Origin of the sequence: Enterobacter roggenkampii (assembly GCF_001729805.1) — a bacterium.
Lineage (GTDB): Bacteria > Pseudomonadota > Gammaproteobacteria > Enterobacterales > Enterobacteriaceae > Enterobacter > Enterobacter roggenkampii.
In genome coordinates, this window is sequence record NZ_CP017184.1 from 1,224,619 (window position 1) to 1,245,587 (window position 20,969).

Sequence of the window (20,969 nt, forward strand, 5' to 3'; positions counted from 1 at the left end):
GGGCGCACCCGCGCCCATTTCATTCCAGCACCATGATGCAAGTTGCATTCAGGCCGCCCGTATAAGGCAGCTTGCATGATGACGTTTTAAGAGAGGGAAGAACCATGCTCGACACCACGATGAAAACCCAGCTCAAGGCCTATCTTGAGAAACTGACCAAACCCGTTGAGCTGATTGCCACGCTGGACGACAGCGCGAAATCGGCAGAGATCAAGGAACTGCTGGCAGAGATTGCTGAACTGTCACCAAAAGTGACCTTCAAAGAGGATAACTCGCTTAACGTCCGTAAGCCGTCTTTCCTGATCACTAACCCAGGCTCTGAGCTGGGGCCGCGTTTTGCCGGCTCGCCGCTGGGGCACGAATTTACCTCGCTGGTGCTGGCGCTGCTGTGGACCGGCGGTCATCCGTCGAAAGAGGCGCAGGCGCTGCTGGAGCAGATCCGCGATATCGACGGTGATTTTGAGTTTGAAACCTATTACTCGCTCTCCTGCCACAACTGTCCTGACGTGGTGCAGGCGCTGAACCTGATGTCGGTCCTCAACCCGCGCATCAAACACACGGCAATTGATGGCGGTACCTTCCAGAATGAAATCACCGATCGCAACGTGATGGGCGTTCCGGCGGTGTATCTGAACGGTCAGGAATTCGGCCAGGGCCGTATGACGCTGACGGAAATCGTCGCCAAAGTGGATACCGGTGCAGAAAAACGTGCCGCAGAAGCGCTGAACAAACGTGATGCCTATGACGTGCTGATTGTCGGTTCCGGCCCTGCGGGTGCGGCGGCGGCAGTGTACTCCGCACGTAAAGGGATCCGTACCGGCCTGATGGGCGAACGTTTTGGTGGCCAGGTGCTGGATACCGTGGACATTGAAAACTATATCTCCGTGCCAAAAACCGAAGGCCAGAAGCTGGCCGGCGCGCTGAAGGCGCACGTCAGCGATTACGACGTAGATGTGATCGACAGCCAGAGCGCCAGCAGGCTGGTACCTGCTGCGGTTGAGGGGGGGTTACACCAGATTGAAACCGCCTCCGGCGCGGTGCTGAAAGCGCGCAGCATCATCATTGCCACCGGTGCGAAATGGCGCAACATGAACGTCCCGGGCGAAGATCAGTATCGCACCAAAGGCGTGACCTACTGCCCGCACTGCGACGGCCCGCTGTTTAAAGGTAAGCGCGTGGCGGTGATCGGCGGCGGTAACTCCGGCGTGGAAGCGGCGATCGACCTGGCGGGGATTGTTGAACACGTAACCCTGCTGGAGTTCGCGCCAGACATGAAGGCCGACCAGGTTCTGCAGGATAAAGTGCGCAGCCTGAAAAACGTCGACATCGTGCTGAACGCGCAGACCACGGAAGTGAAGGGCGACGGCAGCAAGGTCACTGGTCTGGAATACCGCGACCGCGTGAGCGGCGACGTGCACAGCGTGCAGCTTTCAGGGATCTTCGTGCAGATTGGTCTGCTGCCAAACACCACCTGGCTGGAAGGGGCGATTGAGCGCAACCGCATGGGCGAAATCATCATCGATGCCAAGTGTGAAACCAGCGTGAAAGGCGTGTTTGCGGCCGGCGACTGCACCACCGTGCCGTACAAACAGATTATTATCGCCACGGGCGAAGGGGCGAAGGCGTCTCTGAGCGCGTTTGACTACCTGATCCGCACCAAAACCGCATAAAAAAAGAAAGTAAGGCTACACCTGCAATAGCGAGAGGCCACCGAAAGGTGGCCTCTTTTTTTTATCTGACGACCATCACCGGTATATGGGTGTGGCGGATGACGCTGGAGGCGTTAGAGCCCAGCAGATGCGTGGTAATGGACGGGTTACGCGAACCGATAACCACCACGTCTGCCTTCAGTTCGGTCGCCAGCTCATTGACCGCATCGCGTACGCTGCCGAATCTGACGTGTGTTTTGATACGTGAAGGGTCGATGCTGAAGTGGCTGACCATGGTTTGCAGGCGATTTTCCGCTTCGTGCTGCAAATGTTCCTCGAAGCGACGCACATCGGCGGCAAAACGGTGCAGGCTCAGGCTGGCGGAGCCTGGCAGCACGTGTAGCAGATGGATGACACCGTCCTGCTGCGCCAGAAACTCCGCGTGGCGTACGGCCTTGTCGCTCAGCTCCATTTCAAAAACATCAACCGGCATAATGATTCTTTGATACATACCCGTTTCTCCTTGTTTATAAACGCTGTACTCATTCAACCACAAAATAGTCATGGTTTCTGTAAGCGCTCCGTCAGTTTTCTTATCTTGCCAGGATAAATCTCAAAAGACCCGTATTCACAGGCAGACCTTCAGGGGTAGCTACCCTTATACACTTACCCGGAACCTTTCGGAGGTCGCATGAAAGCACTTACGTATCACGGTCCACACCATGTTCGCGTCGAGAATGTCCCCGACCCCATCATCGAACAGCCCGACGATATTATTCTGCGCGTCACGGCCACGGCTATCTGCGGCTCCGATTTGCATCTCTACCGCGGAAAGATCCCAAAGGTGCAGCACGGCGATATTTTTGGCCATGAGTTTATGGGGGAAATCGTCGAGTGCGGCGCAGAGGTGAAGAATTTGCAAAAGGGCGATCGCGTGGTGATCCCCTTTGTTATCGCCTGCGGGGACTGTTTCTTCTGTCGCCTCCAGCAGTATGCGGCCTGTGAGAATACCAACGCCGGGCAGGGTGCCGCACTGAACAAAAAGCAAATTCCCGCGCCTGCGGCGCTGTTTGGCTATAGCCACCTCTACGGCGGCGTGCCGGGCGGGCAGGCGGAATACGTTCGCGTGCCGAAGGGTAACGTCGGACCGTTTAAAGTCCCGCAGCTTCTTTCTGATGATAAAGCGCTGTTCCTGTCCGACATTTTGCCCACGGCCTGGCAGGCGGCAAAAAATGCGCAGATTGAAAAAGGCTCAAGCGTAGCCGTTTTTGGCGCCGGGCCGGTGGGGCTACTGACCATTGCCTGTGCGCGGCTGCTGGGGGCTGAGCAGATCTTTGTTATCGATCACCATCCCTACCGGTTGCGATTTGCCGAGGCGCGCTATGGCGCTATCCCCATCAACTTCGATGATGACAACGACGCGGCGGAAAAAATCATCGAGCAGACCGCGGGCCAGCGCGGCGTTGACGCCGTGATTGATGCGGTCGGGTTTGAAGCGAAAGGCAGCACCACGGAAACGATCCTCAGCAATCTTAAAATCGAAGGCAGCAGCGGCAAAGCGTTGCGTCAGTGCATTGCTGCCGTGCGTCGCAGCGGGGTGGTCAGCGTACCCGGCGTATACGCAGGGTTTATCCATGGCTTCCTGTTTGGCGATGCCTTTGATAAGGGGCTGACGTTTAAGATGGGCCAGACGCACGTCCATGCCTGGCTGGGTGAACTGTTACCGCTGATCGAAAAAGGGCTGCTTACGCCGGAAGAGATCGTGACCCATTATCTCCCCCTTGCGGATGCGGAACGCGCCTATAAGATTTTCGAAAAACGGGAGGAGGAGTGCCGGAAGGTGATTCTGGTCCCGGGCGCAGAGACCCCCGAAGCCGCAGAGCAGACCGTTAAAGGGCTGGTGAACGCCTTCCCGGGCGGGGTTGCCTGAGAATGTTCGCTTACCAGTGGCGTTCAAGATAGAGCACGGCCGTGACGATAATCGCCACAAAAATCAGAAAGATAAGTGTGATAACGCCTATCTCACTCATGACCGTCCCCGCGGCACCAAAACAGGTTAAGCGTGGATTAAGGCCATTTTGCGCGGTATAGGAAAATTGGGTGAATTTGCGGAAAGAGGATGCGGCTGCATCCTCTGTGCAAAGCGGGTAGGCGCTTATTCAGAAGAGATTAACGCAGGTAATCGCCCGCGGCTTCTGGCTGGTAGAGCAGCTCCAGCACTTCCAGATGGGTTGACGCGCCACCCGGTAATTCCCAGTGGATCGTATCCCCCGTACGCAGCCCCAGCAGTGCGGCACCCACAGGGGCCAGAACAGAAAGCTGTGTGCTGCTGTCGGTCATCTGAGCGGGGTAAACCAGCGTACGGGTCAACTCTTCACCGGTGGTCAGGTTGCGGAATTTCACCTGGCTGTTCATGGTGACCACGTCATGTGGCATTGTCTCAGGCGTGCACATCTGTGCCCGGTCGAGCTCCTCATTCAGGGCGTCGGCCACGGGGAGCGAGGCAAATTCCGCTTTTTCCAGCAGCCTGTCGATACGTTCTGCGTCGAGCTCATTGATGATAATGGTAGGTCTGGACATTTTTTACTCCATGTCGTTAATGCTGCGTCTAACGCAGAAACTGATCCAAAAGAAAACCCTCGCCGTCTGGCAGCGAGGGTTTAACTCTCCCGATGATACTGGCTGAGCGCGCAAGTTTGAAGTGATGAAAGTCACATTCATGGGCCATATGAATTTTCGCTGAAATTTATTCAGTCTTCATTCCTGACGGAATACGTTACGCTGAGTGTCCTGAACCCGGGCGTTGCCCACCAACGAGAGAGAATTATGTACTTCTATCAACCGTCTCAGGGGCACGGCCTGCCGCATGACCCGCTGAACGCCATTATTGGTCCACGTCCGATAGGCTGGATCTCCTCTTGCGACAAGGCCGGTCAGCTGAACCTTGCACCGTACAGTTTCTTCAACTGCTTTAACTACCGCCCGCCGATCATCGGCTTTTCCAGCAACGGCTGGAAGGACAGCGTGCGTAATATTACGGAAACCGGGGAGTTTGTCTGGAACCTGGCAACGCGCGATCTCGCGCAGGCGATGAATCAAACCTCCGCGATGCTTCCCCACGATCGGGATGAATTTAGCTTTGCCGGGCTCACGCCAGCGGCCAGCCAGCTGGTTAACGCCCCCCGCGTTGCAGAAAGCCCGGTGAATTTTGAATGTCGACTGTCCCAGTGCATTCAGCTTACCGGAGCCGACGGTACGCCGGTGGACACGTGGCTGGTGCTGGGGGAAGTGGTCGGTATCCATATTGCCGAAACGCTGCTGGAAGAGGGGATATACCAGACGGCGAAAGCGCAGCCCATCCTGCGTGCGGGTGGGCCGACAGCGTACTATGGCATCAGCGATGAAAACCGGTTTGATATGGTGCGCCCGGGCGCGGATTGTATGACCGGATACATAGGTGACAGATCAGACCGGGAACATAGGTAACACTTTTAGTCTATCCGCACCACACTCTGGGTTTTTCGGTCGTAGTACGCAAGCGTTATTCCGTTGAAGATGATGGCCTCCAGGCCATCATCCTGTTCTTCCAGCATGATGTACTCATCAGTCAGCGCTTCACTCAGGAACACCGTCCCCTTTTTCCCCATATAGAGTGTCCCCCTCGATTTCACCCTGTAGACCGTTCCTCCTGACGGATAGGCATAGTCAGGAACACGGCCATCCCACTGTCGCTTCGAGGGGTGCCACACCGTTCCGGGCGTTGCACCCGCCAGGGCTTCATGCGGTCTTTCGTAGTTAAATTCTTCCCGGTAGTCACTGAACCACCGCTGTTGTTCTTCCATCGTCATGAAGGTGTTCCCCTGCGCCAGCGCACTTTTCAGGGAACGGTGCATGCGTTCGTGCCGCCCGTTCTCTTCGGGATGGCCCCGCCGGATACGCTCCGGTCTGACGCCCAGCTTTATCAGCCAGACGGCAAGGCGACTTAACCCGGCGATACCCGTCCCTGCGAAGGGCTGACCATTATCGGTTCTCAGAACGTCCGGCAGACCGTACTCCAGGAACGCCTCCGTCAGACAGTGCCTGACGAAGGGCTCGCTCTCACGGTCTGTTCCACGGCAGCTCAGCAGATACCGGCTGTGGTTGTCGGTCAGGGTAAAGGGATGACAGTACTCTCTGCTCAGCAGCCTGAACTTGCCTTTAAAATCAGCGCTCCAGACCTGATTGTTTTCACTGATGCTGGTCAGGGGCCGGCGATTCCCCGGCGTTCTGCGCTTTCTCTTTCTGTCAGGTACCAGGCCTTCACGCTTGAGGATATCGCCGACAGTGCTGGCAGCAGGAACGGTAAAATCGACGTGATGATTGAGGAGCCACATCCGCAGTTTTTTCGGGCCCCAGTCAGGGTGTTTCTGACGCAGGGCAGTCAGGTGTCCGACGACCTCATCAGGAACCGTCCGGGAGTGAGAGCATGGTGCGCGCGACCGGTCAGAGAGAGAGGACAGGTCAGAAGGGTCAAAACGCTGAAGCCATTTGTAGCCGGTTTTGCGGCTGATACCAAAAAGACGGCAAAGAGCGGAGAAGGAGTCCGTACCTTCATGGCAGGCACGGATAAAATCAAGGCGTTGCATAGGTCGGGTCTCAGTCCAGGGCATAGCGAGTCTCCTCTTCTATGCCAGTTATAACTGTTACCCATGTATCCGGTCTAAAGTGTTACCCATGTTTCCGGTTCATACCGATCAGTAACCGGCTTTATCAATCACGAATTGTTTACCGCAGTTACCCGGATGTGGCTGCGGGGCAAATGAGGCCGCAGAAAGCGGGTTGTTAATGGCGTCAGCCTTCAGCGAAATCTGCATCTCGGTCAGATAAGCCGGATTGCCGTTGCAGGTCAGCTTGAACGCTCTGACGTTCTCCTTGCCCCAGCTTTTGGCTACGGCACTGTCAAAGTCGCTGCGATTGACGGGTTTTCCGTAGTTATTGGCAAGGAATTTACCGACCGCACTGTTTTTAACTTCCTGATTCATCCGCACCATCGTGCCGAAATAGGCATCCGGATCGAAACCAAAGCAGACGCCATGTTTGGCGTATTCGTAGCGTTCCAGGCAGGAATTACCGCCCGCACCCGGCATCACGTCGTTGAGCTTTGCGGCAGCGGAAAGCGACAGTCCGGTTTCGGCGGCATCGCATTTACGGCTGGCCTTCACTTCCGGCATGTTCGGAATGGGGCGCGTGGCGCAGCCAAAACGCATCCATCGACGTTCATCCACCCCGCGTGCGGCAATGGATTTTGGCAGGCCGGGCCATAGCCCGTGAACGGTCAGAAAATCGGCTTTATTTTCGCGCTCTTTTTGCAGGCGACATTCGTCAGGTTCATTGCGGTTGCGCTCGACCATGCTCTGGCAAAAACCGGTTTGCCAGGACAGGGCCAGCACATAGCGATCGAAATCGCCATACTGGGTTGCCTTGAGCGGTTCTGCCTGCGTGGAGAAAACACAGAGGGCAAGCGCGATTGCCCCAGACGGGATAACGATATCCTTCCTGAACATATGATTTCCTGATCGAATGAGCGTGATTGATTTCTGGGGGTTATTAAAGCACAAAAAGCGCCCGCAGGCGCTTTCTGGATATCAGGAATTTAGCTTAGGCTGCGCCGGGCACCAGCACTTCCGTGGCGATAATCACGATAATCAGCCCAACCATAACGGGCACTGAGGTGCGTTTTACCACTTCAAATGGCGAGATTTTCGCCATCCCGGCAACGGCGACGACCACGCCCGATACCGGGGAAATGGTACGGCCCAGGTTTGACGCCTGCAGCATGGGAATGGAGAGATAGGCCGGGTTAATCCCGGAGGAGTGGGCCAGTTTCGGGATCATCTCCACGAAAGCGTAGAAAGGCGCATTGCCGGAACCGGTGGTCATGGCCGCCAGCATGGTGAGTACCACCAGGACCAGCATCAGGATAATACTGGCCGAGCCGAACGAGGTGGCGATAGAGATCAGGCTCTGGATAAAGCCGATGGTGCTCAGACCCTGAGCAAAAACGCCCGCTGCCACCAGCAGCATCACCACGCCAGCGAAGGCATCCGCCATACCGCGATAGGCGACTTCCAGACCAGAGAACACCTTTTGCGTGTTGAAACCGCGCACAAACTCCAGCACGGCAGCCAGCAGCATGCAGATCACCAGAATGGTGATGATGTGCAGCTGCGGGCCCCATTTGCCGTCAAAAATCAGCACTCCGATAATCGGCGTGAAGGGCAGAATGGCATAAAACGCGGGTGCGGTGGTGGTGATCTCACTCACATCCATCATCTCGTGGCTGATGTTTTCTTTCTTGTCCAGATAGCGCTGCCAGAAGAAATGCGCGATTCCCATTCCCACAATGGCGACAATAGAGATTGGCAGCGTGGTTTTAAAGGCGAAGTCGATGAGCGACATCTCCGCAGCCTTTGCCGCCAGCACAACGTCGCCGGAGGTTGGGGAAAGAATAATGGCTGCCGGAGACGCGCAAATGGCTGCTGCCGCGCCGCGGCTGATACCGACGTTCACCATGACCGGGAACAGCGTGGCCATGAGCAGTACGCCAAGTCCGGTTGCCGACGACACGGCCAGCGACATCAGGCAGGCGAGGAAATAGGCGGCGACCATCAGCAGATAGGGTGAGTTGATGTACTGCAGCGGTTTTGAGGCAAGCTTAACGACCATGTCGTTGGCACCGATATGGGTCATGTAGGCGGCAAAACCGCACAGCATCATGATCATCATACCCAGGTCGCCGCCGCGGCTCATGAGTAATATCTTAATGTATTCAACAATATCAGTGGCGGTGTAACCCGTACTGGTTGCACTGGCAGGTAATACCTGATGTCCCATTATGGCGCTGATAATCAGCAGCGTTAAACCGCCAACAAATAATACGCCCGTGGCCGAATAGCCTTTAATGATGTAGCGTGCGACACCGACAATGACGACGACCCCAATAAGGAGTTCGAATAACGTAAGCATGATTTCCCCTGTATCTCTGCTGCAATGGAGCACAAAAAATCAATAAAAATAAGAAGGATGAAAATGTGCCGAATAAATGGCCTGTTCTTGCTGATTAAAATCAATAAACAGACGACTAGAGAGCAGAACAACCGTGTTTTTGCCATGGCTCTTACATTTACGCCATGAGAGTCTTGACCGTCAGAAATAGCGTAATATGTCCTTACAATGATAACAGATTGTTAATATTTTGTGTAATTCAGCATGTTGCTGATATACAAGGCTAAACAGGTTAAAGGCTCACTCTGAATGGGCTTATTCAGACTTGCGGTCCAGTTTATTGAGAATATTCCCGGAAAAAGGCCGAATAATTAGGAATAACGCTGATGTCGTTAAGCCTTGATTCAACTACTTTATGGTAAACTTTGCCTCGAATACTAAGAATGGTAATTGCATTGTGATCGTACGTAATACATTTTTCTCAATTTTATTGTTTATTTTTGGGCAGTTAACGTTTTCTTCTGTTGCACAGGCAGAGGACAACGCGACGGATAAAGGGTGGTTCTCAACCTTTACGGATAATGTCTCTCAGACCTGGACGGCGCCCGAACATTATGATCTCTATGTTCCGGCAATAACGTGGCATGCGCGTTTTGCTTACGACAAAGAGAAAACCGATAAATATAACGAGCGTCCGTGGGGCGCTGGTTTCGGTCAGTCGCGCTGGGATGATAAGGGAAACTGGCATGGCATCTATCTGATGGCCTTTAAAGACTCCTTTAATAAATGGGAGCCGATTGGGGGCTACGGCTGGGAGAAAACCTGGCGCCCGCTAGCCGACGAGAACTTCCATGTCGGGTTGGGCTATACCGCGGGGGTCACCGCACGTGACAACTGGAACTACATTCCGATCCCGGTGCTGCTGCCGTTGGCCTCTATCGGTTACGGCCCCGCAACGTTCCAGATGACCTACATCCCGGGCACGTACAACAACGGTAACGTTTACTTCGCCTGGATGCGTTTTCAGTTTTAACTGAAAAAACGTTACCTGTTGGTGATAAAACGCGCAGCCGTTGATTCATAAACGATAAAAATCTGCCAGTGAAAATTAACGCGACTTTAGTCACTTTTTATCAAAGATCCGCTGGACAAAAGGTCTCACAATTGATGTACTGGTAACCGACACAGCATTTGTGTCGTTTTTTAATGTAAAGGTAATTTTGATGTCTAAGATTAAAGGTAACGTTAAGTGGTTTAATGAGTCCAAAGGATTCGGTTTCATTACTCCTGAAGATGGCAGCAAAGACGTGTTCGTACACTTCTCTGCAATCCAGTCTAATGGTTTCAAAACTCTGGCTGAAGGTCAGCGTGTAGAGTTCGAAATCACTAACGGTGCCAAAGGCCCTTCTGCTGCTAACGTAATCGCTCTGTAATCCAGACGCGTCAGCAAGAATTTCAAAACCCGCTCACTGAGCGGGTTTTTTTCGTTTTGAATCAGCCAAGCAGATACATTTTCAGGAAGCTGGCCACGATCAGCACGCTTAACAACACCATGCCTGCGCTCATCAGACTCTGTTTCATTCTGTCACCCTCGTTCAGTACTGCATCCAGAGTGACAGAGAAAAATTAAGCCAACATTAACGGTTCGGCTGTTAATGCGCGCTTGCGGAAGAAAATAGCCAAAATGCGATCCCCGTCATCGCAAAGGAGCCGAGCATATTGATCGCCATATTCATCAGCGCCCAGCCGATACGGCCTTCCTGAAAGAGAAAAACCGTTTCCGCAGAAAAGGTTGAGAAGGTGGTTAACCCGCCGCAGAATCCGGTGGTAATCAGGACTTTCCACATTGGGTCAATGTGTGTCATTCGGTTAAACCAGGCCAGCCCCATGCCAATGATAAAGGCACCTATCAGGTTTGCAGCCAGCGTCCCCATGGGAATCGCCTGATGCAGGGGGTTAAACCGCATACTGAGAAACCATCGCGCAACGCTACCCGTTCCCCCACCAATAAAAACGGCTAAAAGTAGTTGTAACACGCTAAATACCTGCTATTTGATGTGTAAGAGAAGCGAGTTTAACGCCGTTTATGATGAGGGGACAAATATGTATGTTGCGGTAGGGCAATTTGCGGTCACGCCTGACTGGCAGGCTAACGCGATAAAATGCGTCAATCTGATGATGCAGGCCCAACAGAAAGGCGCGTCGCTGCTGGTGCTTCCTGAGGCGCTGCTGGCCAGGGATGATAATGACCCGGATTTATCCGTGAAGTCCGCGCAGCCGCTGGACGGTGAATTTTTACAGCAATTGCTCGCCCAGAGCGTGGGCAATACGATGACGACGATCTTAACAATCCATGTTCCCTCTACGCCGGGTCGGGCGGTGAATACGCTGGTGGCGATTCGCGGCGGAGCCATAGTCGCACGTTACGCCAAGCTCCATCTTTATGATGCCTTCAGCATTCAGGAATCACGGCGCGTCGACCCAGGAGACCGTGTTCCGCCGCTGCTGGAGATTGACGGATTAAAGGTTGGGCTGATGACCTGCTATGACCTGCGTTTTCCGGAGCTGGCACTCCATCTGGCGCTACAGGGGGCGGACGTGCTGGTTCTGCCTGCCGCGTGGGTTAAAGGGCCGTTAAAAGAACATCACTGGGCAACGCTGCTGGCGGCACGCGCGCTGGATACCACCTGCTATATCGTTGCTGCAGGAGAATGCGGAACGAAGAACATCGGGCAAAGCAGGGTAGTCGATCCGCTGGGTGTGACGATCGCCGCCGCTGCGGAAGCCCCGGATTTGCTGGTGGCGGAGATAAACATAGACAGAATTGCGCTTGCACGTCAGCAATTACCTGTTCTTCGCAATCGTCGGTTTGCGCCACCGCAATTATTGTGATGTTTTTTTCAACAATGCTTGATTCACCTTGTTACAGATTGCTATTGTGTGCACGCGCTAAATGACCGTTAATACAGTCAGGTTTTGGCGCTGAATGCAGCCTGTTTTAAGTAAAGAAGGTATCTATGGGTGAGATTAGTATTACCAAACTGCTGGTGGTTGCCGCACTGGTCGTCCTGCTGTTTGGTACCAAGAAGTTACGCACGCTGGGTGGTGACCTGGGGGCTGCCATCAAAGGCTTTAAGAAAGCGATGAACGACGATGATACAGCCGCGAAGAAAAGCGCTGAGGATGACGTCCCGGCAGACAAGCTTTCTCACAAAGAGTGACAGCAACGCCTGAGGGCATGCGAAAAAAAAACCGGCTCATGAGGCCGGTTTTTTTGTATTACTGTAAATGAATATTACAGCATTATTTAACTTCTTCGCCTTTTGCCTGCATATCTGCATGGTAGGAGGAGCGAACAAACGGGCCGCATGCGGCGTGAGTAAAGCCCATCGCCAGCGCTTCGGCCTTCATTTCATCAAACTCGTCCGGGCTCACGTAGCGCTGTACCGGCAGGTGGTGACGGCTTGGCTGCAGATACTGGCCCAGAGTCAGCATGGTTACACCGTGGCGGCGAAGATCGCGCATCACCTCGATGATTTCATCGTTAGTTTCACCCAGACCTACCATCAGACCTGACTTGGTCGGAATATGTGGATGCGCTTCTTTGAAGCGTTCCAGCAGTTTCAGAGACCAGTTATAGTCAGCGCCCGGGCGCACCTGACGATAGAGACGCGGTACGTTTTCCAGGTTGTGGTTAAATACATCTGGCGGCGTCGCGGTCAGGATATCCAGCGCGCGGTCCATACGGCCGCGGAAGTCTGGCACCAGCGTCTCGATTTTGATGTTTGGGCTTTTCTCGCGAATGGCCGTAATACAGTCAGCGAAGTGCTGCGCTCCGCCGTCGCGCAGATCGTCACGGTCAACGGACGTGATAACCACGTAACGCAGCGCCATGTCGGCGATGGTCTGCGCCAGCTTCTGGGGTTCGTTAGCATCAGGTGCAACCGGACGGCCATGAGCAACATCGCAGAACGGGCAGCGGCGGGTACAGATAGCACCCAGAATCATAAACGTCGCGGTACCGTGATTGAAACATTCAGCAAGGTTCGGACAAGAGGCTTCTTCACAAACGGAGTGAAGGCCATTCTTGCGCATCGCCGCTTTGATCCCCTGGATACGCGAAGAGTCGGCCGGAAGTTTGATTTTCATCCATTCCGGTTTTCTTAACAGCGCCTCGCGCTCTGTAGCCACGTTTTTAACCGGGATAAGGGCCATTTTATCGGCATCGCGGTATTTAACACCGCGTTCCATCACAATGGGTTTACTCATAGCGTGCGTGTTCCAGTTGCGAATATCGAAGGAAAGCGTTTCAATTCAAGGGAATGTTGTATTTATCAACTATTTTTGAACGAACGACAGGCAGTATATCATTGAAACGGTCGTTAAAGCAGCCTGCCAGATCGCCAATTTGTAAAATAGTTGTTGTTTTGTGCCTTTTGCCCTGCCTGCCGCAGGGGCTTATGCTGGCTCAACCTGTCAGAAGGCCTGACGGATAATGCGGATTACGTTTTCCAGAACCGGATCGCGCAAGCTCAGCTTGTTGTAATGCAGTGAAATTTCAACAGATTCCCCATTAAGCTGGCTGAGGGGGATACTGTCCAGCGGCCAGCATTTCCGGAGCAGGCTGTACAGGCGCGATGGCATGATGCACAGCATATCGCTGCTGCCTATCAGGGATGCGGTGGTGAACATATTGTAACTGCTGAAGCTGATCTGACGTTCCGGGAAAATTTCATCAATACGCTGACGAAGGCCATGGTTGGACTGCCCTTCGGTCATGAAAGACGAGTGGTCGTAGTTGCGCAGGTTTTCTATGGTCAGCGGCTCGCTGAGGGCAGGATGCTGCTGACGGCAAACCAGCACCAGGTTATCCGCATAGAGCACATTTTGCCCCAGCGCTCTGGCACTGAAGCTGCCGCTTTCAATAATCAGGTCCGTCTGGAACTGGGCAAGCTGAACGTCAGGTTCATGGAGAGGCACATTGCGAAGCAGGAGCTGCGGAGCATGCTCTTTTACGGCCTGGAAGATCGCAGGCATGACCAGCACACCCACCGAAGGGGAACAGCCGATGGTGATGGTTCTCTGCTTATCGTAGCTCCCGGTTAAATCCAGTGCGCCCAGAATCGACTCCAGCCCCTGGCTGATGTACTCATGGAGATGCGTGGCGTAGGCCGTCGGCGTTACCCCCTGGCCCTTACGGATAAATAACGGGTCAGGAAATATAGCGCGTAGCTTTTGGATGGACTGGCTAATTGCTGATGGCGTGAGATTAAGAATTTTCGCAGCGTTAACGATACCCTTATGGACATATACTGCCTCAAAAATAGTCAGTAAATTGAGATCAATATTACGTAAAGTCCGAAAAATTTGCGGCTTGTCTTCGCCACCAGGTTCATTCAGTCGTTTGGCTGGTAAATTATTATACTCCACGCTTTCACTCCGTATACATTCACAATATGAATGATAGTTGAATTTATTTATTATGCTTGTAGAGATTCGTAAAGTGTTGGTTTTGTTTCATTTGTTTATCAAAAGCAAACGCTTGTGTGATAATTGCTCACGTTACTTATGCCGTGTTTGCCGTGCATGCTGGAGGCTAAATAATATGTAGCGGTAATATTCGGGCGCTTCGAAAATATAGAATCTATGGATTATTGTAAAGTGCAAAAACGGTAAATAGACAGTGGCCCGTCAAATTAGCGAGCCCTGTTGTACGATATATTAAGCAGGGATATATTCGTGCGGGGGATTGTTAAGTAGTGCTAACACGTTCTTTAACAGCACGGGACGAATCGTGTCTGGCGTAGCGGTTTCTATCCACTGGCGCATTTGCGTCATTTCCATGCCGGCGTAGCCGCAGGGGTTTATGCGCTGGAAAGGCGCGAGATCCATATTAATATTCAAGGCCAGGCCATGGAATGAGCAGCCTTTACGAATACGCAGCCCCAGAGAGCAGATCTTCATTTCCCCAACGTAGACCCCAGGCGCATCGGCCCGCGGATGCGCGTCAATCCCGTATTCCGCCAGCGTATTGACGACTGTCTGTTCCAGTAAGGTAACCAGTTCACGCACGCCGAGCTTTCTGCGCTTCAGATTGAGCAGGACGTACATTACCTGCTGCCCGGGACCATGGTACGTGACCTGACCGCCGCGATCGCTCTGGATAACCGGAATATCGCCCGTCATTAATAAATGTTCTGCTTTTCCCGCCTGACCCTGCGTAAAGACCGGCAGGTGTTCGACCAGCCAGATCTCATCGGGGGTTGTGTCATCGCGTGAATCGGTGAAGTCATGCATAGCCTGGGAGACAGGCTCGTAAGGTTGCAGCCCGAGGTGACGGACCAGAATTTTATCCTGATACAAAACTGCGTCTCCGAAGACGAGGGACAAAAGGTATGCGGGAGTATATCACAGCGGGGAGAGGGGTTACCCGGCAAACCGGGTAACCGCAAAGGGACTACAGCACCATACGAACGATTTCGATATTGCCGAGCTCTTCGTACAGCGTCTCAACCTGCTCAATGTGTGTCGCAGTGATAGTAATAGAAACCGAGTGGTAGTTGCCCTTGCTGCTTGGTTTTACTGACGGAGAGTAGTCACCCGGCGCATGGCGCTGTACCACTTCAACCACCTGATCAACCAGCTCAGGTTTCGCCAGACCCATTACTTTGTAGGTAAATGGGGTAGGGAATTCAAGCAGTTCGTTAAGTTTGGTTTTCATGTCAGCTCCGGCGTAACGTCAAAAAATAATAACTCCCACGTCAGGTGGGAGTTATCAGGATACTTAGTATATGGGGATCAAAATCACACTTTCAAGTGTTCGATTTTTAACCAAACCAGTGGTGGAACATCAATTTAATATAATCAATGATTTTGCCGAAGAAATTGCCTTCAGGAATTTCTTGCAGGACCACCAGCGGGCGCTGATCGATCGTTTTGCCATCCAGCTGGAAGTTGATTGTGCCCACGACCTGATTTTTCTGCAGCGGGGCGTGCAGCTCGGTGCTGTTCAGGACGTAGCTGGCTTTCAGATCCTTCATACGACCGCGCGGAATGGTCAGGTAGAGGTCTTTATCAACGCCGAGAGAAGCACGGTCGTTGTCGCCGAACCAGACCGGTTCAGACGCAAACTCTTTGCCTGCTTTCAGTGGATTCACGGTTTCGAAGAAACGGAAGCCCCAGGTCAGCAGCTTCTTGCTTTCTGTTTCACGGCCTTTAAAGGTGCGGCCACCCATCACGGCAGAGATCAGACGCATCTGGCCTTCAGTGGCGGAGGCGACCAGGTTGTAGCCCGCTTTGTCGGTGTGACCCGTTTTAATGCCGTCAACGTTCAGGCTGTTATCCCACAGCAGGCCGTTACGGTTGGTCTGACGGATACCGTTGAAGGTGAACTCTTTCTCTTTATAGATAGAGTATTCATTAGGGACATCGCGGATCAGCGCCTGACCAATCAACGCCATATCACGTGCCGAGCTGTACTGACCGTCTGCGTCCAGGCCGTGTACGGTCTGGAAATGGCTGTTTTTCAGACCCAGCGCGTTCACGTAGCTGTTCATCAGGCCTACGAAGGCATCCTGGCTACCGGCGGCGAAATCGGCCATCGCTACGCAGGCATCGTTACCCGACTGCAGGTTGATACCGCGAATCAGCTGGGAAACAGGAACCTGCATACCCGGTTTCAGGAACATCAGAGAGGAACCCTTAAAGACCGGGTTCCCGGTTGCCCACGCATCGTTACCGATGGTGACCAGATCCGTTTCTTTGAATTTACCTGCCTTCATCGCCTGGCCGATAACGTAGCTGGTCATCATTTTGGTCAGGCTGGCCGGGTCACGGCGGGCATCGGCATTCTGTTCTGCCAGCACTTTGCCAGAGTTGTAATCGATCAGGATGTAGGATTCCGCGTCGATTTGCGGAACGCCAGGGATCATGGTCTTGATATTCAGGTCATCGGCGTGAGCTGCAGAGAGCGCAGCCGCGCAAAGGGCCGTGGTCAGCGCCATGCGCTGCACAAAACGAGCAGAAAAAGTGGTCTTCATGGTCAGAACTACGACATCCGTGATGGAATTAAAAAAAGTGCCTTACTATAGCAAATGCTATTCAGGCAGGCATCCGACTTTAAGCATGAGTTTGTGAATGTGTTTTACACAAACTGACAATTCGGATACCGCCGGTTAATTATTTCGCAACAGCGATAAATGACTGAAGCTGAGCTTCATTCTGCAGACGCTGCTGCAGGGAGGCTGCCTGCGATTTGCTGGCAAACGGCCCCATCTGAATGCGCCAGACAGCACCGTTCTGCTCAACGCGTCCTGGTACGCCAAACTGCTGGCTCAGACGCTGCTGATACTGTTTAGCCCGGGCCTGATCGCTCACAGCACCGACCTGAACCACATAGCTGCCGCTGGCCGCTGTTGGAGCCGCCACCGCGGCACTTTGCGTGGCCGCGGGCGCCGTTACGGGAGCTTGCTGGGTCGCTGGTGCAGCAACGGGAGCGGGGGCTGGGGTAGGTTCACTGCCTTCCAGCACGCCCGAGGCTAAGGTCGTCGGTGCGCCAAGAAAGCCGCTGCTCTTTACCGGTGCGCCCGTTGAATCGTCGCTTTGCAGCGTGTCATTGCTGATTGGGCGTATTTCTCCCCCCGGCTGAGCAGGCTCGGCCGGAGAAGAGACGCTGCCCATTCCCCCGTCAAGATTTGGGCGGTCGGGAAGGGCATAAGTCTGTTTCGCCACCGTCGTACACGCGGTACCCGGCCCGGAGAGGGAGCCATCCTGCGCCACGATAATCGGGTCAATACGGACTTTGGTGTTGTTCGAGGTATTCAGGCGATCGGCAGACGCGCGCGACAGGGAGATCACCCGGTCATTTCCGTACGGGCCGCGGTCGTTGATACGCACGACGATCATGCGGCCGTTTGCCAGGTTGGTGATACGGGCATAGCTCGGGATCGGCAGCGTCGGATGTGCCGCCGTCAACTGCATGGGGTCGAACGTCTCTCCGGAGGCCGTCAGGTTACTGCCTGGCTCGGCATCATAAATGGCGGCAAAGCCCGCCTGGCTGAAACGGGAAGGATCCTGAACAATTTTATAGCTTTTGCCGTCGCGCTCGTAATCCTGATTGGCACTGGCATTCAGCGGTTCATAAACGGGATCGGCACCGCTGATTTCTACGATCGGGCCATTACACACCGCAGGCTGCGGCGGCGCGACGGTTGCCTGTTGCTGACCATCATCACTAGTACAGGCCGCAAGTAAACTTGCCGCAATGCAGATCCCCAGCCACTGCTTACGCATTCCGATCCCCTTATTTTTATACGCTTTTTGACAACATTTTTCTGTGGGTATGGATCGACATCACGATACCAAACCCGGCCATCAACACGATCAGTGCCGAGCCTCCGTAACTCACCAGCGGCAGCGGTACGCCTACCACCGGCAGAATACCACTCACCATACCAATATTTACGAAGACATAAACGAATAAAATCAGCATCAACCCGCCAGCCATGACGCGACCAAAGGTCGTTTGCGCGCGTGCTGCAATCCACAATCCTCGCATGATCAGCAGAACGTATAGGGCCAGGAGTATTAAGATGCCCACCAGCCCCAGCTCTTCCGCCAGGACGGCAAAGATAAAGTCGGTGTGACGTTCCGGTAAAAATTCCAGCTGCGACTGCGTGCCGTGCAGCCAGCCTTTACCGCGCAGGCCGCCGGAGCCAATCGCAATCTTGGACTGAATAATATGATAGCCCGCGCCCAGCGGATCGGTTTCCGGATCGAGCAGCATCATGACGCGCTGGCGCTGGTAATCGTGCATCAGGAAGAACCAGAGAATAGGGATGAACGCCGCAATCAGCACTACCGCGATACCAATCAGGCGCCAGCTCAGGCCCGACAGGAACAGGACAAACAGGCCGGAGAGGGCGATGAGGATAGAGGTACCCAGGTCAGGCTGTGCCGCAACCAGCAGCGTTGGCAGGAAAATCAGCACCAGCGCGATGGCGGTATTCTTCAGCGACGGCGGACAGACGTCGCGGTTGATAAAGCGTGCCACCATTAAGGGCACGGCGATTTTGGCAATTTCCGAAGGCTGAAAGCGGACAATGCCCAAATCCAGCCAGCGTTGCGCCCCTTTTGAAATGGCCCCAAAGGCATCGACCGCAACCAGCAAAATAATACAGAAGATGTAGAGGTAGGGCGCCCAGCCTTCGTAGACGCGCGGCGGGATCTGCGCCATCACCACCATAATAATCAGCCCCATGGCGATCTGGCCGATTTTGCGCTCCATCATCCCGATGTCCTGGCCGCTGGCGCTCCAGATAACCAGCGCGCTGTAAACCAGCAGGGCCAGCAGGATCAGCAGCATGGCTGGGTCGATGTGGATTTTGTCCCACAGCGATTTTTTATTTGGATTATCCGTCATGATTATTGGTCCTCCGCCGCAGCGGCGGCCGGGTTTTCAGCCGGCAGTTCGGTGTTGTTATCACCCAGCATAATGTGGTCAAGGATCTGGCGCATGATGGTCCCTACTGCAGGCCCGGCACCGCCGTTCTCCAGAATCATCGCCACCGCGACCTGCGGGTTGTCATATGGGGCAAACGCCGTCATCAGCTTGTGGTCACGCAGACGTTCGGCAATGCGGTGCGCGTTATAGGTTTCGTTGGCTTTCAGACCAAAGACCTGCGCAGTACCGGACTTCGCCGCCACTTTGTACGGCGTACCGGCGAAATACTTGTGGGCGGTACCGTTGGGGCGGTTTGCCACGCCGTACATACCGTCTTTCGCGATTTCCCAGAAGCCGGAATGAATGTCACCCACCGGCGCTTCGTGCGGCTGGTTCCACGGCACTTTTTTGCCGTCTTCAACCGTACTCTGCAGTAGGTGAGGCACTTTCACCACGCCGTCATTGATGAGGATCATCATGGCTTTGTTCATCTGAAGCGGCGTTGCCGTCCAGTAACCCTGACCGATACCCACCGGAATGGTGTCGCCCTGATACCACGGTTTTTTAAAGCGCTTCAGCTTCCATTCGCGCGTCGGCATGTTGCCGGAGCGTTCTTCCGCCAGGTCAACGCCGGTGTAGTGTCCGTAGCCGAATTTGCTCATCCATTCTGACAGGCGGTCGATCCCCATGTCATACGCCACCTGATAGAAGAAGGTATCCGCAGACTCCTCCAGCGATTTGGTGACGTTCAGATGACCGTGGCCCCATTTTTTCCAGTCGCGATAGCGCTTTTCTGAACCGGGCAACTGCCACCAGCCCGGGTCAAACAGGCTGGTATTGCGGTTGATGACGCCAGCACTCAGTGCAGAGACCGCCACGTACGGTTTAACCGTGGATGCCGGCGGGTAAACCCCTTGCGTCGCGCGGTTCACCAGCGGCGTGTTGGGGTCATTCAGCAGACCGGAGTAGTCTTTACTGGAAATGCCGTCAACAAACAGGTTCGGGTCATAGCTTGGCATAGACACCATCGCCAGGATGCCGCCGGTGCGGGGATCGGTGACCACAACGGCTGCGCGGCTGCCCGCCAGCAGGGTTTCAATATACTGCTGAAGCTTAAGGTCGAGGGTCAGATAGACGTCATGCCCCGCCTGAGGCGGCACTTCTTTAAGCTGGCGAATCACGCGGCCACGGTTGTTAACCTCAACCTCTTCATAGCCGGTTTGCCCGTGCAGGACATCTTCGTAGTAGCGTTCAATACCGAGCTTACCGATGTCGTGCGTTGCGGCGTAGTTCGCCAGCTTGCCGTCTTTATCGAGGCGGTCGACGTCTTTGTCGTTAATCTTGGAGACGTAGCCAATCACATGCGTCAGCGCGGAGCCGTAGGGGTAGTAGCGACGCTTGTACCCCTTTACTTCCACGCCGGGGAAACGGTACTGGTTTACCGCAAAGCGAGCCACCTGGACTTCCGTCAGGTTGGTTTTAACCGGGATGGAGGTGAATCGGTGTGAGCGGGCGCGCTCTTTTTTGAAGGCGGCGATATCGTCGTCGTTAAGGTCAACAACGCTTTTCAGCGCTTCCAGCGTATCCTGAACATTATCGACTTTTTCCGGCATCATCTCGATTTGATAGATGGTGCGGTTTAACGCCAGCGGGGTGCCGTTGCGATCGTAAATAATGCCGCGGCTGGGCGCGATAGGCACCAGCTTGATACGGTTTTCGTTGGAACGCGTCTGGTAGTCGGTAAAACGGACAATTTGCAGATTATAAAGGTTGGCGATCAGCACGCCGGTAAGCAGCAAAATCCCGGTGAAGGCGACCAGCGCCCGGCGCACAAACAGCGCGGACTCAGCCGTATAGTCGCGAAAAGAATTCTGTAGTTTCATCCGCTGCTTAAT

22 protein-coding genes are annotated in these 20,969 nt (G+C 54.1%); 7 read left to right on the forward strand and 15 right to left on the reverse strand.

Features of this window, described 5'->3' with window-relative positions:
- Positions 1-104 precede the first annotated feature (104 nt).
- Entirely contained in the window at positions 105-1,670 is a 1,566-nt protein-coding gene (gene ahpF, locus BFV67_RS05635; protein ID WP_023326894.1) for an alkyl hydroperoxide reductase subunit F, read from the forward strand.
- A gap of 61 nt (positions 1,671-1,731) precedes the next feature.
- Here the strand turns inward: ahpF and uspG are convergent, their stop codons facing one another.
- Positions 1,732-2,160: a universal stress protein UspG gene (gene uspG, locus BFV67_RS05640; RefSeq protein ID WP_008501017.1), complete on the reverse strand. Its 429-nt coding sequence runs from the start codon at positions 2,158-2,160 to the stop codon at positions 1,732-1,734.
- Positions 2,161-2,340: 180 nt separating this feature from the next.
- On the opposite strand from uspG, the gene BFV67_RS05645 reads away from it, so the two are divergent.
- Positions 2,341-3,579 carry a zinc-dependent alcohol dehydrogenase gene (locus BFV67_RS05645; protein ID WP_069597984.1) on the forward strand — a complete coding sequence of 413 codons (1,239 nt, stop codon included), beginning with the start codon at positions 2,341-2,343 and terminating at the stop codon, positions 3,577-3,579.
- Positions 3,580-3,589: 10 nt separating this feature from the next.
- Here the strand turns inward: BFV67_RS05645 and yldA are convergent, their stop codons facing one another.
- Both yldA and rnk read right to left on the reverse strand, forming a co-directional pair.
- Positions 3,590-3,679, reverse strand: a complete 90-nt coding sequence (gene yldA / locus BFV67_RS24805) for a small membrane protein YldA (protein ID WP_008501020.1) — start codon at positions 3,677-3,679, stop codon at positions 3,590-3,592.
- A gap of 139 nt (positions 3,680-3,818) precedes the next feature.
- Positions 3,819-4,229, reverse strand: a complete 411-nt coding sequence (gene rnk, locus BFV67_RS05650; protein ID WP_008501021.1) for a nucleoside diphosphate kinase regulator — start codon at positions 4,227-4,229, stop codon at positions 3,819-3,821.
- Between the two features lie 246 nt (positions 4,230-4,475).
- Between rnk and BFV67_RS05655 the strand changes: the two genes are divergently transcribed.
- Positions 4,476-5,135: a flavin reductase family protein gene (locus tag BFV67_RS05655; RefSeq protein WP_069597985.1), complete on the forward strand. Its 660-nt coding sequence runs from the start codon at positions 4,476-4,478 to the stop codon at positions 5,133-5,135.
- Between the two features lie 5 nt (positions 5,136-5,140).
- Here the strand turns inward: BFV67_RS05655 and BFV67_RS05660 are convergent, their stop codons facing one another.
- From BFV67_RS05660 to dcuC, 3 genes are all read right to left on the reverse strand, one after another.
- Positions 5,141-6,274, reverse strand: coding sequence for an integrase core domain-containing protein (locus BFV67_RS05660; protein ID WP_235610606.1), 1,134 nt, complete (start codon positions 6,272-6,274; stop codon positions 5,141-5,143).
- Between the two features lie 108 nt (positions 6,275-6,382).
- Entirely contained in the window at positions 6,383-7,192 is an 810-nt protein-coding gene (rna, locus tag BFV67_RS05665) for a ribonuclease I (RefSeq protein WP_008501023.1), read from the reverse strand.
- Between the two features lie 94 nt (positions 7,193-7,286).
- Positions 7,287-8,654 (reverse strand): anaerobic C4-dicarboxylate transporter DcuC, encoded by a 1,368-nt coding sequence (dcuC, locus tag BFV67_RS05670; protein WP_021242585.1) that lies wholly within the window; start codon positions 8,652-8,654, stop codon positions 7,287-7,289.
- Between the two features lie 394 nt (positions 8,655-9,048).
- Here dcuC and pagP point away from each other — a divergent pair, with 394 nt between their 5' ends.
- On the forward strand, positions 9,049-9,666 hold the full coding sequence (gene pagP, locus BFV67_RS05675; RefSeq protein WP_008501026.1) for a lipid IV(A) palmitoyltransferase PagP: 618 nt from the start codon (positions 9,049-9,051) through the stop codon (positions 9,664-9,666).
- Positions 9,667-9,856: 190 nt separating this feature from the next.
- Positions 9,857-10,066 (forward strand): transcription antiterminator/RNA stability regulator CspE, encoded by a 210-nt coding sequence (gene cspE / locus BFV67_RS05680; protein ID WP_002439184.1) that lies wholly within the window; start codon positions 9,857-9,859, stop codon positions 10,064-10,066.
- Between the two features lie 219 nt (positions 10,067-10,285).
- Here cspE and crcB read toward each other — a convergent pair whose 3' ends face one another.
- The gene (gene crcB / locus BFV67_RS05685) at positions 10,286-10,669 is read right to left on the reverse strand and encodes a fluoride efflux transporter CrcB (RefSeq protein WP_008501029.1); all 384 of its coding nucleotides are present in this window, start codon (positions 10,667-10,669) and stop codon (positions 10,286-10,288) included.
- A gap of 67 nt (positions 10,670-10,736) precedes the next feature.
- Here crcB and BFV67_RS05690 point away from each other — a divergent pair, with 67 nt between their 5' ends.
- Positions 10,737-11,525 (forward strand): deaminated glutathione amidase, encoded by a 789-nt coding sequence (locus tag BFV67_RS05690; RefSeq protein ID WP_039265954.1) that lies wholly within the window; start codon positions 10,737-10,739, stop codon positions 11,523-11,525.
- A gap of 125 nt (positions 11,526-11,650) precedes the next feature.
- Positions 11,651-11,854 (forward strand): twin-arginine translocase subunit TatE, encoded by a 204-nt coding sequence (tatE, locus tag BFV67_RS05695; protein WP_008501031.1) that lies wholly within the window; start codon positions 11,651-11,653, stop codon positions 11,852-11,854.
- An 82-nt stretch (positions 11,855-11,936) separates the two neighbouring features.
- Here the strand turns inward: tatE and lipA are convergent, their stop codons facing one another.
- The 8 genes from lipA to mrdA form a co-directional block, all read right to left on the reverse strand.
- The gene (gene lipA, locus BFV67_RS05700; RefSeq protein ID WP_008501032.1) at positions 11,937-12,902 is read right to left on the reverse strand and encodes a lipoyl synthase; all 966 of its coding nucleotides are present in this window, start codon (positions 12,900-12,902) and stop codon (positions 11,937-11,939) included.
- A 207-nt stretch (positions 12,903-13,109) separates the two neighbouring features.
- On the reverse strand, positions 13,110-14,063 hold the full coding sequence (locus BFV67_RS05705) for a YbeF family transcriptional regulator (RefSeq protein WP_039265955.1): 954 nt from the start codon (positions 14,061-14,063) through the stop codon (positions 13,110-13,112).
- Between the two features lie 291 nt (positions 14,064-14,354).
- A complete protein-coding gene (gene lipB / locus BFV67_RS05710; RefSeq protein WP_069597987.1) occupies positions 14,355-14,996 on the reverse strand; it encodes a lipoyl(octanoyl) transferase LipB in 642 nt (213 codons plus the stop codon).
- 94 nt (positions 14,997-15,090) lie between these two features.
- The gene (ybeD, locus tag BFV67_RS05715; RefSeq protein WP_003858718.1) at positions 15,091-15,354 is read right to left on the reverse strand and encodes a DUF493 family protein YbeD; all 264 of its coding nucleotides are present in this window, start codon (positions 15,352-15,354) and stop codon (positions 15,091-15,093) included.
- Between the two features lie 106 nt (positions 15,355-15,460).
- On the reverse strand, positions 15,461-16,672 hold the full coding sequence (gene dacA, locus BFV67_RS05720) for a D-alanyl-D-alanine carboxypeptidase DacA (protein ID WP_008501035.1): 1,212 nt from the start codon (positions 16,670-16,672) through the stop codon (positions 15,461-15,463).
- A gap of 139 nt (positions 16,673-16,811) precedes the next feature.
- On the reverse strand, positions 16,812-17,924 hold the full coding sequence (rlpA, locus tag BFV67_RS05725; RefSeq protein ID WP_047748673.1) for an endolytic peptidoglycan transglycosylase RlpA: 1,113 nt from the start codon (positions 17,922-17,924) through the stop codon (positions 16,812-16,814).
- A gap of 16 nt (positions 17,925-17,940) precedes the next feature.
- Entirely contained in the window at positions 17,941-19,053 is a 1,113-nt protein-coding gene (mrdB, locus tag BFV67_RS05730) for a peptidoglycan glycosyltransferase MrdB (protein WP_008501037.1), read from the reverse strand.
- Between the two features lie 2 nt (positions 19,054-19,055).
- The gene (gene mrdA / locus BFV67_RS05735) at positions 19,056-20,957 is read right to left on the reverse strand and encodes a peptidoglycan DD-transpeptidase MrdA (protein WP_023293034.1); all 1,902 of its coding nucleotides are present in this window, start codon (positions 20,955-20,957) and stop codon (positions 19,056-19,058) included.
- Positions 20,958-20,969: the final 12 nt, after the last annotated feature.